A 15953-nucleotide genomic window follows, 5' to 3' on the forward strand; every position below is an offset into this window, starting at 1 on the left:
TACTTTTTTGCTTCTCCAAAAAAGGAGCCCCGAATTCGATTACACCCCGAATCCGGGACGGTTCCCTGATTACACTTTTGTACTACTGTAAACTCAAATTCAGTTCCCTGATCTGTAGCACTCTAAAAAATCAAGGGCCTTTTCAATAGTATAACATGATAACTTTATACTTTACATCACTATGTGTTTCCATTATTCCTTAACCAAAGAAAGAACTGAACTGGAGATCCAGTTAGGTGTAACATGGGATGATGACTGGCAGCCGGTGCACTATGTCAATGGTTTCAGTTTCCCGCAAATGCCCGTCATAACGCAACAGGAACCCGGCAAGATCAAGTTGTTCCATTGGGGTTTGATACCGCATTGGGTAAAGACAAAAGCCGATGCAGATAAACTAAGAGCCCAGACCTTAAATGCCCGTGCAGAGACCCTTTTTGAAAAACCTTCCTTCCGTTCTTATATAACCAACAGCCGGTGCCTGGTCGTTACCGACGGGTTTTTTGAATGGATGGACTTTCAAAAAAAGAAATACCCGCATTACATTTATATGAGGTCAAAGACCGCATTTTGTTTCGCAGGCATTTATTCATCCTGGACGGATAAAGAGACCGGCGAACACCTCGATACGTTCTCCATAATCACTACGGATGCCAACCCGATGCTGGCAAGGATCCACAACAGCAAACAACGGATGCCGGTGATCATTGCTCCCGCACAATACAAACAATGGCTAAAGCCCGGTCTGCCGAAGGAAAAGATCATGTCTTTGCTGAAACCCTACCCCGATACAGGGATGCAAAACCATACCATCAGCAAACGCATCACTTCCCGTACCGAAGACCCCAATGTACCCGAAGTGCTGGAACCCTTTATCTATCCAGAATTAGCCCTGGCTGAATAATGAGCCCTGCCCGTTTGAAACCGGCAGACATGCAAACTCAAAACGTTTTACCACTGTATATTTTTTTTCTTCCTTTAACCGTTTTATCAAAAGAAAGGAATCTGCCATGAACCGGCCGCTGAATTTCTTATGCTGGTATTCCTTCATCGCTTCTGTATATTTTTCTTTTTGCAGCCTGGCCGCCAGCGGGATCGTGGGGTCCTGTAAAAAATAAGGGTCTTCTCCCCCCGACCTCATCAATCGCCTGGCCTGTTTCATGTTTTTGATGAGTTGCAATACCCTTTGCTGGTTGGCTATCCGGATAAAAATGGCATGCATGGGATAGCCGCCGTAATCCTGCAGTTCGATCATGAACGGTTTTTCATCCACGGCGATCATTTGCAGCTTATGAATGATCCGTTCTTCAGCCATTTTCATGGCGCTGAACCGGGCCAGGGATACATTTGGCCTCCCGGCCTGTGGCTGGGTAACAGAATAACCGGCTGCGAGGATGCCCCGCTCAGCCTCTATCCTTTCCCTTAATGCTGCGGGTATGTCGATCACCAGCAGGTACTCATATACATGAACCCCCGGCAAACGGAATGGCTTTTCCATACTGAACAGTTCTTGAAATGAAAAATTTGTTTCCCAAATTATTTAGCATAAATTTACTAAACTATTTAGATTTTCCAAGAATAATTTTCCCTTTCCCGGGGGCTTACCTGTAAAATATATGATCATGGAAGTAGAAAAATTTTTTGCCGCAGGCTATCGCGGCAGCAAGGAGTTCAAACAACTGGATGTACCCACGGCCAATGCCACGGGGTTTGGCGCCGCCGCGGATGATTACATGGAACGGGGCATCGACCTCAATGAACAGATCATCCGGAATAAACCCGCCACCTTTTTCATGAAGGTCACCAGCAACAGCATGATCAATGCCGGTATTCACCACGGCGATACCGTCATCGTTGACCGCTCGCTGAAACCCGTGAGCGGTAAGATCGTCATTGCCGTACTCGACGGAGAGATGCTGATCCGGCGGCTTGAAAGAACATTGAACCGGGTGCGGCTTGTTCCGGAAACAACAAAGCTTGCCCCGATCGAGATAAGTGAATACAGCGACATGACCATATGGGGCGTGGTCACTTATGTGATCCATGCCACCTGACCGGGTGCATGGCGTGTAAAAGAAAGATGTATGAAAGCAATTGTGGACTGTAACAGTTTTTATGCCGCCTGTGAACGGGTATTCAAACCCTCCCTGCATGGAAAACCGGTGGTGGTATTAAGCAACAACGACGGCTGCATCGTATCAAGAAGCGATGAAGCAAAGGCCCTGGGCATACAGATGGCCGGGCCCTATTACCAGCATAAAAAAGAAATTGAACAGAACAACGTAGCGGTCTTTTCCAGCAACTATCATTTGTATGGCGACATGAGCTGGCGGGTGATGGAAACATTACGCATACTCTCGCCGCATGTGGAAGTATATTCTGTAGATGAATCCTTTCTTGATCTCACCGGCATCGATGAGAACCAGTTGTATGAATATTCGCTTTTCGTAAAACACACCACCGAACTGTGGACGGGCATCCCGGTCTCCATCGGTGTGGCCCCCACCAAGGTATTATCGAAAGTGGCCAACCGCCTGGCAAAAAAAGACAAGGCTGGAACAAAGGGCGTGATGATACTGCAAACACCCGAACAGCAGATGCATGCCTTGCAGAAGACCCAGGTGGAAGACATCTGGGGCGTGGGTGGCGCTGGCGCCAAAAAATTACACCTGTACAATATCAATACGGCCTGGGACCTGCGCAACATGAGCGAGGAATGGGCGAGGAAAAAACTTGGCGGGGTAGTGGGCGTACGGCTCATCAAGGAACTGCGGGGCGAACCATGCATTGAAATGAAGGATCCGCTGGAAACAAAGAAAATGATCGCCACCACCCGGATGTTCGGCAAACCGGTTTACGAGGTACGGGAGATCCGGGAAGCCGTTGCAACATATATTACCCGGGCGGCAGAAAAACTAAGGCGCCAGGGAAGCGCCGCCAATACCATCAGCGTTTTTGTTGTGACCAACGACCAGGGCAGCAGCTATGAATACAAGCCTTCCTCCCGCTCTGCCTATACCATCCTCCCCTTTGCCAGTTCGCTTACCCATATGCTCATTGCACATGCCCTGCCGCTGGTTGACAGGCTCTACAGCAAGGGAAGCAGGTACCTGAAGGCCGGCGTGATACTGAGCGGCATTGTACCCGATGATTCCGTGCAGGCTAATATATTTGAGCAATCGCTGCACCCCCATGAAAAGAAGCTGATGAAGATGATCGACAACGTGAATTTCAGTATGCGGAATGATGTGATAAAATTTGCTGCTGCCGGAACAAAGCGTGACTGGAAAATGCGGCAGGAACTGAGAAGTCCCAGGTATACCACACGTTGGGATGAATTATTTGAAGTGCACTAATCAAATAACCCTCTTTGTTTGTTGCCCTCCTCAACGAACCGCGGCTTGATCAGATCCAACCCCAGTTCTGCATTCATCTTATCAACCAGGTAAACCGTAAGTTCAGGCGAGGTAGCTTCATCATGCATATGCATGAAAAAATACAATTCTTCCATTCCATTATCCAACCAGTATTTCATCCTGTCTACCCAGTCATCTATCCGCGTAAAATCAGTTGGATGAAGACTGTTGCCAACATAACGGATAAATACTTTCGGAACCGTCAGATGCATGTGTGCACAATCCCTTCTCCCCGCCGTGTCGGTGATCACAGCGCCGATATTCATTTCCTTCAGCCTGGTAAAAAGCTCATTGCTGATCGCGGGTTTTTTAAACCAGTCGGGATGCCTTAGTTCCATAAAAAACTGTAGGTTGGTGGGCATGGTTTGCAGGAATTCAAACAACTCATCTTTCCGTTTCGGGGAAAAGGTTTCACTTACCTGTATGAATATGGGGCCCAGCCACTCTTCAAAAGCAACGATGCCCCGGAAGAATTCATTGATGATGAAATTCTTTCCCTTCAGGCTCCCGCGGTGGGTGATGCCCTGGTACATCTTGGGACAAAACTTAAAATCCTTCCCTGCCGCCTTCGCTGTCCATTTTTAAATCCCGGCTTCTCCATACACTTTGTAGTGTGTGGCGTTCAGTTCAATGCTGTTATAATGATGTACATAATGATCCAGGAAATCCTTCTCTTTAGTTTTAGGGGGATATATCTTCCCCAGCCACTCCGTTCTTCCCCATTTGGCACAACCGATGTATACCTTGGGGATCTTTTACCGGCCGGCCTTTTAAAATAACTTTATTAAATGAAGGTTCGGCCGCAAGCCTGAAATCAATATTACCGAGTTCTTCAGCAGGTACCCTTCCAAAATCCATGCGCTTTGTTTTAGTTATGACAATAAAATTAAGCCGATGTTTTCAAAATACGCCACGATTCATTTCTATGAAGCTATCAGTGAAGTGGTCCGTGGAGACACGAACCACGGCTGGATTTGGCATCTACGGTGACCCATGAGACGAACCATGGCCTGCTCCCTTTTCCAAAACCCCAATCCGCCAAATCCGTTAATTTTGCATGCAACAATATAACTATGACCACAGCGAATAAGAATACATGTGCCGTTATCGGCTCCGGCGTATCGGGACTGGCAGCAGCCATACGCATGCACAACAAAGGATATAAAGTGACCGTATTTGAAGCAAACTCCTTCCCCGGAGGCAAATGCAGCAGCGAATCAAAAGACGGGTACCGCTTCGACATGGGCCCCTCGGTTTTCACCATGCCACACTACGTGGACGAACTTTTTGAGATGTCGGGCAAGAACCCCCGCGACCATTTTAATTATATAAAACTCGACCCCGTTTACCGGTATTTCTTTGAAGACGGCAGCATGCTGGACGCATACCACGGCAAAGAAAAATTTGCTGAACAGATGGCTCTGAAAACAACCGACAGCAAGGAAGACATCGCCCGGCACCTTGAGAAAACAAAAACAATTTACGGGTTAACAGAAGAAGTGTTCCTCCAGAACTCATTGCATAAGCTGAAGAACTTTTTTACCTGGCCCGTCTTCCGCGGCTTCCTCAACTTCGGCAAGATCGGCGCCTTTGATACCATGAATGGCGCCAACCAGAAGGCATTCAAGGATCCCCGGATGGTAAAGATATTCAACCGCTATTCCACCTACAACGGCTCAAGCCCCTTCCTGGCGCCCGCCACCCTGAATGTGATCGCCCACGTGGAGATCATGAAAGGAGCCTATTATCCCCGGGGCGGCATGGTCAGCATCACAGCCTCCCTGGCCAAACTGGGTAAAGACATAGGCATACAGTTCAATTACTCCACCCCCGTGAGGGAAATACTGATCGAAAATAAAAAAGCTGTAGGTGTACGTACCGATAAAGGGGCTGAACGATTTGATGTGGTCATCAGCAATATGGATGTATACAACAGCTATAAAAAATTAATGCCCGGCATCAAAGGACCGGCCAAAACGCTGGACCAGCCAAAGTCAAGTTCCGGCATCATTTTTTACTGGGGCATCAAACACGAATTCAAACAACTGGGACTGCACAATATTTTCTTTGCCGATGACTATGAAGCCGAATTTGATACCATCTTCCGGAAAAAATCGATCTACCACGACCCTACCATCTATGTGAACATCACCAGTAAACATACGCCCACCGACGCCCCTCCCGGCTGTGAGAACTGGTTTGCCTTCATCAACGTGCCCAACAACCAGGGGCAGGACTGGGATGCATTCATTGCCGAAGCAAGGGAACACATGATCCGGAAAGCAAACCGGATACTTAAAACAGATATCCGGCCGCTGATAGAGACCGAAATGGTTTTTGACCCAAGGATCATCGAAAGCAGGACATCCAGCGCTTTCGGCGCCATTTATGGCAACAGTTCCAATAACAAGTTTGCTGCATTTTTACGCCATGCCAATTTTTCAAAGGATATAAAAAATCTTTATTTCTGTGGCGGGAGTGTTCACCCCGGTCCCAGCATCCCGCTTTGCCTATTATCGGCGAAGATCACTACGAACCTGATCAAATAGGGTTGAACCACTTATAAGTTGGATTGAACCACATAGGCACATAGGAAACATAGATATGGTCTATGTGGTTAGCTATGTGGTATAACCTGTCTTTCCTGCCTATCCCGCCGATGGCGGGACAAGTTGTGGTTCAAATGTTCAATAATTTTCCTATACCAAAACATCAAATAAATTATTGGCCCAAGGCTGCTTATTTAGATTAAATTTGCGGCACTTTATTATAAAACAAAAATGAAACCCGCTTTATTATATTTAACCGGTTACCACTGTCAAATGTCAGTTCTCCCCTTTAGGGGATGGGGGCAGGGGCAGTCATGGAGGCGGAACGGGGGCGGCAAAACATGAACAATACGGCGATCATAGAGATAGAGAACCTTACCAAGACCTTTAAAAATGCTACGGAGCCGGCGGTGAACGGAATTTCTTTTTCCATTTACCGCAACGAGATCTTCGGGTTACTTGGCCCGAATGGTGCAGGCAAAACAACCACCATCTCCATTCTCTGCGGCCTGTTTGCCCCTACCAGCGGGAAAGTGATGATAGAAGGAAAAGACCTGCATACGGAATCTGCTTCCATCAAAAAGATCATTGGCGTTGTGCCCCAGGACATCGCATTATACCCTACGCTGACCGCCCGGGAGAACCTTGAATTTTACGGAAGCATGTATGGCCTGCATGGAAAAGAACTCAAAGACAGGATCGGTTCCTGGCTGGATAAGCTGGGATTGACGGATGCAGCCAGTAGAAAGATATCCACCTATTCCGGTGGCATGAAGCGGAGGGTGAACCTCATCGCCGGGATATTACACAGTCCCAGGATCCTGTTCCTGGACGAACCCACGGTTGGTGTGGATGTTCACAGCCGCAACGTGATCATTGACCACTTAAAGAACATCAACGCGGAAGGCACCACCATCATATACACTTCGCACCACATGGAAGAAGCAGAAACATTTTGTACAAGGGTGTCCATTATTGATCATGGTAAGATACTTACACAGGGCACACCCGCTGAACTGATCAGCAGGAATCCCGGCGCCGCCAACCTGGAAACCGTGTTCCTGAACCTGACCAAAAGAAAACTCAGAGACTGATGATGACAAAACTATTGGCAACGGTAAAAAAAGAGACCCTGCTTCTCCTGCGTGATAAGGTCGGGTTGTCTATCCTGTTCCTGATGCCCATGGTACTCATCTTTGTAATGACCCTGGTACAGGACTCGGCCTTTAAGACCATGAATGAGAAAGGGATCCCAGTTGTATTTGTAGATAATGACCATGATTCGCTGGGCATACTGATCGGGCAGGGACTGCGGGACAACGACCTTTGTTATGTGAGCGACCTGATCGACGGAAAACCCGCCACTGCTGATCTTGCACAGAAAGCGGTGCAGGAAGGCAGGTTCCTGGTGGGCATTGTAATTCCAAAAGGTGCCACAGAAGCGATCCGCAAAAACGTGACCCGCCTGGTGAGTGAAACACTGAACAGTGAAGATACGGCTGCAACAACAATAATGCAGCCACAGGATTCGGTAGAGATCACCATCCTGATAGACCCGGTTGCAAAAAAGTCCTTTCTTATTTCTGTCACCAGCAACCTGCGGGAGTTCATCTCCGAAGTTAAAACAAAGATCATGTTCCAGACATTCGCTGACCAGGTGGCCGAGGTCATCCCGGATAAGAACAACGCCCCGAAAAATTCTTATAAAAGATCGCAGATCATAACCTATAAAGAAGTGTATGCTTCCAAATCGGAAGACAAGATCGTTCCCAATGCCGTACAGCACAACGTGCCTGCCTGGACCATCTTTGCCATGTTCTTTATCGCCATCCCCCTTTCGAGCAGCATACTCAAGGAAAAGAATGAAGGAAGTGTTTTCCGCCTGCATACCATGCCCACCCCTTACCTGCTCCTGGTGAACGGCAAGATCATCGTGTATGTGATCGTATGCCTGATACAGTTCTTACTGATGCTTTCGGTAGGGCAGGTATTTTTACCCATGCTTGGTTTGCCCGCCCTTGTGATAGGGAACAGCATGGCCGGCATTTTTATTTTAACCCTTGCCACCGCATTTGCCGCAACCGGTTATGGTGTAATGGTAGGTACCCTGGCCAGCACCGAACACCAGGCTGCCATCATGGGCTCACTTTCCATACTTTTATTATCGGCATTGGGGGGTATTTGGGTTCCCAGCTATGTAATGCCCGAAGTGATGCGTAATATCAGTGCCTGGTCGCCGCTCAACTGGTCGCTGGAAGGATTCTATAAACTCTTTTTAAGAGGGGGTGACGTAGCTGATATTCTTTCAGAAGCCGTTAAACTGGTATTATTCTTTTTGGTAACCATGACCATTTCATCCATTGCAAACCGTAAAAAAAGATCCGTGTAAGCATGAACCAGCAGATCATCATAGAAGATATAAAAAGATATATTGAAAAGAACATCCTGGATGCATCCGTTAAAATTGATGCCGATACCGACCTCAAAAGCGCCGGCATCGATTCCTTTTCAACCGTGGAGATCATTTTGTTCATTGAGCGCAAATACGGTACCGCCATTCCTGATGACAAACTGGTGCCTGAAAATTTCAAAACAATCCGGTCGCTGGCTGCCACGGTGCAGGAGCTGATGCCCTGACCTGCCATAAAGAATCAACCGCTATGCAATCTTTCAACAAACACCTGCTTCCCAAAAAAGTGATCCTGAGCGGTGCCGATTGCTTTCACCTGGTGCTGGATAAACACGCACAGAAACACGGGGCCGGCGGCAATGTGATGCGTAAGGTCTTTTACTTCAACAAACCCTTGTCGTTTGAAAAAATTGACCGTCTCCTGAAAAGTTCCCCGGTCATCTACTGGCTTTGCAATATCCGGCTTTGTGAAGGGCTGCTGTTCCAGAAACCCTTCTGGGAATATACCGACAAGGGCAACGAAATTATTTCCCGGGAACATCATACAGCCGTCGAAAATGAGATACCCGCGGAGATCCTTGCCCGTGACATCACCACCCGGTCTGAACGTTTCATTGAAGCAGACCTGGTGCATTATCCTTCCGGCGCATGTGCTTTTGTAATCTCGTGGAACCATATCCTGCTGGATGCAAAAGGGACCACCCTGCTGTTCGAACATTTAAATCAGCTGTCGGAAAATAAAACACAGGACTTCGGTCTTTTTTTCCCGGGGCCCGAAAAAAGGACAGGTATCGTAACCTACATCCGGAATATGTACAAAGTGAAAAGCTTTGTGCAGAATTCTGCCAGGCCCCCCGTTTGCTCTGTTGCCAGTAAAAAAGTAAAAAGCGAAGGCGGTATTACGGCCGCCAAGGTCATTTCATTCAATACGGCTGAAACAAAAAAAATAAATGACAATGCTTTTAAAGCAGGCAGCCGGTTCGGACCAACCTTATACCTCATTGCCTGTTGTTCGCACATCATCAACCAGCTCAGCCGCCAGAAAAATAAATCGGGCGACCTGTGGCTGCCCGTGCCATACGATGGCAGGCTGAAAGGCGCTACCGGCCCCCTGATATCAAACTGTGTATCCTTCTTGTTTTACCGGATCCCGCAACAGGAGCTGGGGAGCGTATCGCAAACAGTGAAATATTTAAGTGCGCAGATGATGGAGCAGGTAAAGGAAGGCATCCCGCAGCGGTACACAATGTTCCTCAACATGATGCGCCATGTTCCGCTCTGGTTATATTACTTCCTGATAAGCAAGACGGGCAAGGGCGTGTTCGCCAGTTTCCTGTACACGTCCACCGGCGATAATTTCAATAACCTGCATTCCCTGTTCGGCGAACCCATCCGTGACATCCATATGATACCGGCGCTTACTTTTCCGCCAGGCCTTACATTTGTATTTCTGAAGCATGATGACGAACTGAGTGTGAACATCGCTTACTCACCCGACATCATCCATGACGGAGACCTGGATTTTATTGAGCACCGGATTAAACAAATACTGACAGCCGATCATTAATGGAAACTGTTGAACATACCGACATCGTTGTGCTGGGGGGTGGCTCCGCCGGAATTGCAGCTGCTGTAGCGGCATCCCGGAAAGGACTGAAAGTGACCCTGATCGAACGCAATGCTTTTTTAGGCGGAAAAGCAACCGCTTCCGAAGTGGGAACCGTTTGTGGCCTGTATCATTTCAGCAAAACGGAAAATGCCGAATATGTGGTAAAAGGTTTTGCAAAGGAATTTGCCGAAATGCTCCAGGAAAAATCCGGCACAAAACCATTGCACAATCCGGAGGGATTGCATTACCTGCCCTATACTATTGAAGCGTTCAAGGAAATATGCCTGCAGTTACTCAGCCAGGATAATATCACCGTTCACTTCAACGCTGTTTTAAAAAATGTGGAGACGGAAAATGAAAAGATAACCGCTGTTTCGGCCATTGCGGACGGCAAACCAGTCACTATTTTTTTAAGATCGCTCATCGATTGTTCCGGCGACAGTGTAATAAGCAATGCAGCCGGTCTGCCCCTTATCAAAACAACCAATTACCAGGCGGCTGCCCAGCTTTTTACCATGGAAGGCGTTGCAGAAGATAATGAATCCCGCCTGGGCCTCATCATGATGAAGGCATTGAGAGCCGCGATTGATAACGATATCCTTCCGGATTTTTATGACCGGGTTTATGTTGTGCAGGGATCATTGCGGAATAATTGTGTGAGCCTGAAAGTAGGGATCCCGTTACCGGTAACCTATGCATCCGGCAACCTGCAGGAACTGAAAACAGTTGCCCTCAGTTTTGTTGACAACCTTTCAAAATTCCTGGTGAAAAATGTTGCTGCGTTCAAACAGGCACGCATACAGCATATTGCGCCTGAAGTGGGTGTACGAACCGGGCAACGAAGCGTAGGTAAATACCTGCTTACCGAAGACGATGTTCTTCAGTGCAGAAAATTTGAAGATGGCGTTGCCAATGCCGCCTGGCCCATTGAAGAGTGGATACAGCACCGCCGGGTAAGTATGCGTTATTTTGCAGAGCATGATTTTTACCAGGTTCCCGCAGCCTGCCTGCAGTCGGACAGCATATCAAATTTATTTTTTGCCGGAAGGAATATCTCCGCAACCGAAAGCGCCATTGCCAGTGCACGGGTAATGGGAATATGCCTGCAAACCGGCTATGCCGCCGGTTCTCTTGCAGCAGCATCTGCCCTGGGCCTTTCACAAAACGAAGCAGTAAAACAGGTACAAAACGGCCAATTGTAAGTATTTTCGCAGGATGAAGCAACTGCCTGTGTATGAGATCCTGAAAGAGGCTGCCGGAAAATGGCCCAACAATCCCGCCGTATATGATGACCTGGGAATGATCAGTTTCCAGCAACTTTTCACCGAAACAGAAGAACTCCGCGGTCACCTGCTTAAGATGGGGATCAAAGAAGGTATGGGTATTGGCGTGATGGCAGCCAACGGGCGGAGTTTTATCACCGGCATTTTTGCCGCAGTGGGTTGCGGCGCTGCCGTGATGCCCATGTCGCCGCTTTTAAAAAAGCCGGAGGTGGATGATATTCTTAAAGATGCAAAACTGCATGCTATCCTGGACGACCGCTCCGGGATACAACCGCTGGATACCATTGAAACCGTCATTCCCTTACAGCAGGGTTCATTCCGCTTCAGTTATACCAACATCCACGAATCGGTTGCCTTTGCCCCGTTCGTGAACCAGCCGGCATTCATCCGTTTCACTTCCGGCACTACCGGTAAATCAAAAGGGGTCATTGTTTCCCACCAGTCGGTGCTGGAGCGGATAACCGCTGCCAACAAAGGCCTGGAACTGGGCAGCAACGACACGGTGATCTGGGTGCTGCCCATGGCCTATCACTTCATGGTTTCCATTGTGCTTTATGTGAAATTCGGAACAGCCATTGCCGTAGCAAAAGATTTCCTGGCAAAGAATATCATTGACAGCTGCAACCGGCATAAAGGAACATTGCTCTACGCTTCTCCCCTGCAGATAAAATTACTGGCCGGTGATCCGGGCAAAGAACAAATGCCTTCATTGAAAAAGGTGATCTCAACATCTGCCGCCATTTCAACGGAAGTGTGCAAAGCATTTAAAGAACGGTTTCATATTGACGTAAGCCAGGCATACGGAATCATTGAGATCGGTTTGCCGATACTCAACTATGTAAGATCTGCCGAACATCCCGAAGCGGTTGGTTATGCCGTGCCGGGATATACCGTTGACATACTGGATGACAATGACCAGCCTTTGCCAACAGGGCATATTGGACAACTGGGCATTAAAGGACCCGGTATGTTTGATGCCTATCTTGTACCGCCTGCACTTCGCAATGAGGTTTTAAAGAATGGATATTTCCTGACGGCTGACCTTGCATCCAAAACTGCCGATGGGCTGATAAAGATCGAAGGCCGTTCCAAATCGGTCATCAATGTATCGGGACTGAAAGTGTTTCCCGAAGAAGTGGAAGCGGTGCTGGAAACGATCCCCCAGGTGAAGCAGGCCCGTATCAGCAGCAGCCCCCACCCGCTGATGGGACAGATCATTGAGGCCGAACTTGTTTTACAGGAAGGGGCAACGCTTGATCCCGAAGATATTTTAACCTATTGCAAAAAACGCCTTTCCGCTTTTAAAGCACCACAGCGGATAAAGATCGTTGATTCGTTGCCAATGACGGGTAGTGGAAAATTACAGCGGCATTAATTACCTGCCTTCCGTTTTTCATAAATAACAATATTCATCAGCACCAGCAGCATTCCGTAAAATACATCCTCAACCGGAATAGTATGGATGCGGATACCGAGATTTTCCGCATCGTTGTACAAAACAACGGGTATGGCAGTAAGAAACCCATTCACGATCAAAAAGGGAATAAGGCAAACCGCGTAGGAGATCAAAAAGGGAAGCGCATCAAACCCTTTAAAATAATTCCTGAAAAGATAGAGGCTGAAGATGAAAACGCCGTTCAGGATGAATGTCCAGCCGGTATAGTATCTATCATGATAAAGCACCCCGGTAATCAGCAAAACGGCTGCCAGTCCCATCAAAAAATGATCCGCCTGTTTTTTCTCCTTCAGCCGGGGGAAATAACTTCTTATACAGGCATAAATGAAGACACAGCAGTAGGGAACGATCAGAAAGAAAAGCACTTCTTCCAGGGGAAGGTTTATGATCTTTATCCCGGTTATGTACGCTTCATTAAAACTCCATACGCCTTTTGAGGTGAAGTACATATCCCATGCAATGTACAGGATGGCAGGAAAGAGCATGGCCGGGAAAAGGTATTTCCAGTTCTTATAGAATGCCACTTTCTTATCGAAACTCAATGCCAGGGGCCCGGTAATGGATGCTGCCAGGATGAGGAAATATATGTAGTGGTTGTTCAATGCCGGGAATGTCTGGTGCGAAGGGTTGGTCAGTGAGCGGTTTCGGAAACCTGCATTTGTTTTGCATTTCTTTTTTTGTCCTCTCTCACTTTGTCCCAGTACCTTTTATGTACCCACAGCATACCAAAACTTTCGCCTTCTTCTTTGTCGAGGTGCTTATGGTGCATTTTATGTGCCCAGCGTATGGCACGTACATAGGTGTTGTTGCTCCGGGTAAACCATTTGATGCGCTGGTGGATGATCACTTCATGCACCAGGAAGTAAGCCAGTCCGTACAGGGTGAACCCGGCGCCGATAGAGATCATCCAGTATTGTTTATACATCACCCCCAGCATGATGAGCAACCAGCTTGGTATGGCAAAAATGAGGAAGTAGGCATCGTTCTTCTCAAAAAAACCGGGTCCTTTCTCGTGATGGTCTTTATGCAGGTACCAGCCAAATCCATGCATCACATACCGGTGAAGGCACCAGGTAAATCCTTCCATAAGAATGAAAGTGGTTAATGTGATCGCTATGTATAAAAACCAGTTCATTTGATTCTCTATTTCAAAAAGGTCCTGAGTAAAAGGAAAAACATCATCTGGATCAATAACAAATTTACAGCGAATTTGTTTTGTTTGCTGAATTTTGTAAAATGAAATACAGCCAGCAGCAGCAGGCTTACCCCGAGCCAGCACAGGTAATTAAAAAATGGTATGGAACCATCTCCTCCCCAGGTCCAATATCCGAGTTTTACGGCCACCGGTTCCATGAGCCAGTCGAAGAAAACGGCCAGGGTGGCGCCATCAATAATTACCGAAAGGGCCTTTAATGTTTTAGGAGGTTCCCCGGTTCCGGCTGCCAGGCGGTTCACCGCTTTCATCAGCAGGGTGTGAATACTGATACCGCAGCAATAGATAATGAGGAACCAGTTGACGCCGATCAATACCGGAACCTGCTGTATCTTATACCCAAGCACATCACCATAGGCATATTCCCCGAAAAGCATTCCGGTATTTACACCGATCACTTCTGCCAGGAATCCCACCACAAAACAGGCAAGAAAAAAAAGAAAAAACTGGAAATTCTTCTCCTTTTGTGTCCAGAGCAGGAGGGCCAATGAAAGCAGTAAATTGAAAGGGGTTGCCGCAATGAAGAATGCCTTGTCGTAATAAAGCAGGCCGGTCAAACCAACGGCATGAAAAAAAACAGCAATGGCTGTGGCAATATCCTGTTTCGTAAACCTGTTCAATACGTGTCGGGTTCTAAAAATTAACGGAAAGAAGCAGTTTCAAGATACGCTTCCATCTTTGGAAAAGCAATCTTGAACCACTCGGTATATTTCTGCGGATGGGATTGGATGGAGCTTTTTATCTCGTCAATTGTTTTAAAGCAGTAATCGCTTACTTCTTCATCATCGGGAAATATCTCCCCATTGTAAGCCCCTACAAAAACGTGGTCAAACTCGTATTCCGTTAACCCGTTATCAAAACCGGCCCTGTAAACAAAATCAAACGCTTTATTAAGCGGGGTTACAATCCCCATTTCTTCATGCAGTCTTTTTTCTGCCGCTGCCCGGGTATCTTCCCCGGGCCGGGGATGGCTGCAGCAGGCGTTCGTCCAGAGGCCGGCGCTGTGGTATTTTTTATCGGCCCGTTTGTGCAGCAGCATTTCGCCCCGGCTGTTAAAAATAAAAATGCTGAAAGCCCTGTGCAACAGGGCTTTTTGATGAACTTCCATTTTTTCCATGCTGCCAACAGGCTGATCCTGCTCATCTACCAGAATAACATCCATACAATTGTTGGTTAATATAAATTCAACTGACTCCTCAATCCTGCTTTGGCAACGATATAGGCTTTGCCGTAGTTTGGTATGCGTATCCTTTGTTCCAGGATATTTGCGGGCGTGGTACGTTTTATTTTTTTGAACAGGGATAAATAATATTTGTAAGCCACATATACACCAAACCTTGCCTTACTGGGCAGGTTCAGTATACCCTCGTACGCATTTTCAAAATCCTGGTTAATATCCTCCTCGATCTGCCTTTTCATGCCGGGTGTAAAATTCTTGAAATCCACTTCGGGGAAATACGACCGGTTGAGCTGTTCGTAGTCTGCTTTCACATCCCGCAGGAAATTAACTTTCTGGAAAGCGGCTCCCAGGGCCTGGGCAGCAGGTTTCAGATCGTTGTACATGTTCTTATCCCCTTCACAAAAAACATACAGGCACATCAGGCCCACCACTTCGGCACTGCCGTATATGTACTCTTTATAACCATGGCTGTTGTAAGCCGTTTTGCTCAGGTCCATTTCCATGCTGTTGAAAAAAGCATCAATCAGGTCATGGCTGATATTATATTCCCTCACGGTGATCTGGAAACTGTGCAAGATGGGGTTCAGGCTTATTCCCCGTTCAATAGCGGCATAGGTATCCTTCCTGAACTCGGTAAGCAGTTCTTCCTTCCTGTATTGATGAAACGTGTCTACGATCTCGTCAGCAAAGCGTACAAAGCCGTAAATATTATAGATGGGGGTACGCAGGTCGGGGTGCAATAAGCGGATAGCACTGCTGAAAGAAGTGCTGTATTTTTCAGTAACCGCTTTACTGCATTGCTGACTTACATCATGGAAAAGTTTTATCATTTCCGTTTAC

16 protein-coding genes and 1 pseudogene are annotated in these 15953 nt (G+C 47.3%); 10 read left to right on the forward strand and 7 right to left on the reverse strand.

The annotated features are described in order from the left end of the window. Nucleotides 1-181 precede the first annotated feature (181 nt). Complete coding sequence (locus tag IPJ02_08075) at nucleotides 182-901, forward strand: SOS response-associated peptidase (GenBank protein ID MBK7375503.1); 720 nt, start codon at nucleotides 182-184, stop codon at nucleotides 899-901. Here the strand turns inward: IPJ02_08075 and IPJ02_08080 are convergent. Then, on the reverse strand, nucleotides 884-1495 hold the full coding sequence (locus IPJ02_08080) for a hypothetical protein (GenBank protein ID MBK7375504.1): 612 nt from the start codon (nucleotides 1493-1495) through the stop codon (nucleotides 884-886). The two genes, IPJ02_08075 and IPJ02_08080, sit on opposite strands and share 18 nt — an antisense overlap. 124 nt (nucleotides 1496-1619) lie before the next feature. On the opposite strand from IPJ02_08080, the gene umuD reads away from it, so the two are divergent. Then, a complete protein-coding gene (gene umuD / locus IPJ02_08085) occupies nucleotides 1620-2051 on the forward strand; it encodes a translesion error-prone DNA polymerase V autoproteolytic subunit (GenBank protein MBK7375505.1) in 432 nt (143 codons plus the stop codon). A 30-nt stretch (nucleotides 2052-2081) separates the two neighbouring features. Next, on the forward strand, nucleotides 2082-3353 hold the full coding sequence (locus tag IPJ02_08090) for a Y-family DNA polymerase (GenBank protein MBK7375506.1): 1272 nt from the start codon (nucleotides 2082-2084) through the stop codon (nucleotides 3351-3353). On the opposite strand, the pseudogene IPJ02_08095 reads toward IPJ02_08090, so the two are convergent. Then, nucleotides 3350-4271: pseudogene (locus IPJ02_08095) on the reverse strand (DUF72 domain-containing protein). The gene IPJ02_08090 and the pseudogene IPJ02_08095 sit on opposite strands and share 4 nt — an antisense overlap. A 215-nt stretch (nucleotides 4272-4486) precedes the next feature. Here IPJ02_08095 and crtI point away from each other — a divergent pair. The 7 genes from crtI (at nucleotide 4487) to IPJ02_08130 (ending at nucleotide 12639) form a co-directional block, all read left to right on the forward strand. Beyond that, on the forward strand, nucleotides 4487-5962 hold the full coding sequence (crtI, locus tag IPJ02_08100) for a phytoene desaturase (GenBank protein MBK7375507.1): 1476 nt from the start codon (nucleotides 4487-4489) through the stop codon (nucleotides 5960-5962). 341 nt (nucleotides 5963-6303) lie between these two features. Beyond that, complete coding sequence (locus tag IPJ02_08105) at nucleotides 6304-7056, forward strand: ABC transporter ATP-binding protein (protein ID MBK7375508.1); 753 nt, start codon at nucleotides 6304-6306, stop codon at nucleotides 7054-7056. Continuing rightward, the gene (locus IPJ02_08110; GenBank protein ID MBK7375509.1) at nucleotides 7056-8351 is read left to right on the forward strand and encodes an ABC transporter permease; all 1296 of its coding nucleotides are present in this window, start codon (nucleotides 7056-7058) and stop codon (nucleotides 8349-8351) included. The genes IPJ02_08105 and IPJ02_08110 overlap by 1 nt, the downstream gene beginning before the upstream one ends. A gap of 2 nt (nucleotides 8352-8353) precedes the next feature. Then, entirely contained in the window at nucleotides 8354-8599 is a 246-nt protein-coding gene (locus IPJ02_08115; protein MBK7375510.1) for a hypothetical protein, read from the forward strand. Between the two features lie 23 nt (nucleotides 8600-8622). Beyond that, nucleotides 8623-9939, forward strand: a complete 1317-nt coding sequence (locus IPJ02_08120) for a hypothetical protein (GenBank protein MBK7375511.1) — start codon at nucleotides 8623-8625, stop codon at nucleotides 9937-9939. Continuing rightward, nucleotides 9939-11183 (forward strand): FAD-dependent oxidoreductase, encoded by a 1245-nt coding sequence (locus IPJ02_08125; GenBank protein MBK7375512.1) that lies wholly within the window; start codon nucleotides 9939-9941, stop codon nucleotides 11181-11183. Before IPJ02_08120 ends, IPJ02_08125 begins: the two co-directional genes overlap by 1 nt. Nucleotides 11184-11196: 13 nt before the next feature. Next, the gene (locus IPJ02_08130; protein ID MBK7375513.1) at nucleotides 11197-12639 is read left to right on the forward strand and encodes an AMP-binding protein; all 1443 of its coding nucleotides are present in this window, start codon (nucleotides 11197-11199) and stop codon (nucleotides 12637-12639) included. On the opposite strand, the gene IPJ02_08135 is transcribed toward IPJ02_08130, so the two are convergent. Genes IPJ02_08135 through IPJ02_08155 form a run of 5 tightly spaced genes read right to left on the reverse strand, consistent with a single transcriptional unit; the run spans nucleotide 12636 to nucleotide 15943 of the window. After that, entirely contained in the window at nucleotides 12636-13322 is a 687-nt protein-coding gene (locus IPJ02_08135; protein MBK7375514.1) for a lycopene cyclase domain-containing protein, read from the reverse strand. The two genes, IPJ02_08130 and IPJ02_08135, sit on opposite strands and share 4 nt — an antisense overlap. Nucleotides 13323-13351: 29 nt before the next feature. After that, entirely contained in the window at nucleotides 13352-13855 is a 504-nt protein-coding gene (locus tag IPJ02_08140; protein ID MBK7375515.1) for a sterol desaturase family protein, read from the reverse strand. Between the two features lie 8 nt (nucleotides 13856-13863). After that, the gene (locus tag IPJ02_08145) at nucleotides 13864-14553 is read right to left on the reverse strand and encodes a carotenoid biosynthesis protein (protein ID MBK7375516.1); all 690 of its coding nucleotides are present in this window, start codon (nucleotides 14551-14553) and stop codon (nucleotides 13864-13866) included. A gap of 20 nt (nucleotides 14554-14573) precedes the next feature. Next, nucleotides 14574-15095: an isopentenyl-diphosphate Delta-isomerase gene (gene idi, locus IPJ02_08150; GenBank protein MBK7375517.1), complete on the reverse strand. Its 522-nt coding sequence runs from the start codon at nucleotides 15093-15095 to the stop codon at nucleotides 14574-14576. 11 nt (nucleotides 15096-15106) lie between these two features. After that, nucleotides 15107-15943: a phytoene/squalene synthase family protein gene (locus tag IPJ02_08155; protein MBK7375518.1), complete on the reverse strand. Its 837-nt coding sequence runs from the start codon at nucleotides 15941-15943 to the stop codon at nucleotides 15107-15109. Nucleotides 15944-15953: the final 10 nt, after the last annotated feature.

The sequence above is a fragment of the Chitinophagaceae bacterium genome (assembly GCA_016710165.1).
Taxonomy (GTDB): Bacteria; Bacteroidota; Bacteroidia; order Chitinophagales; family Chitinophagaceae; genus Ferruginibacter.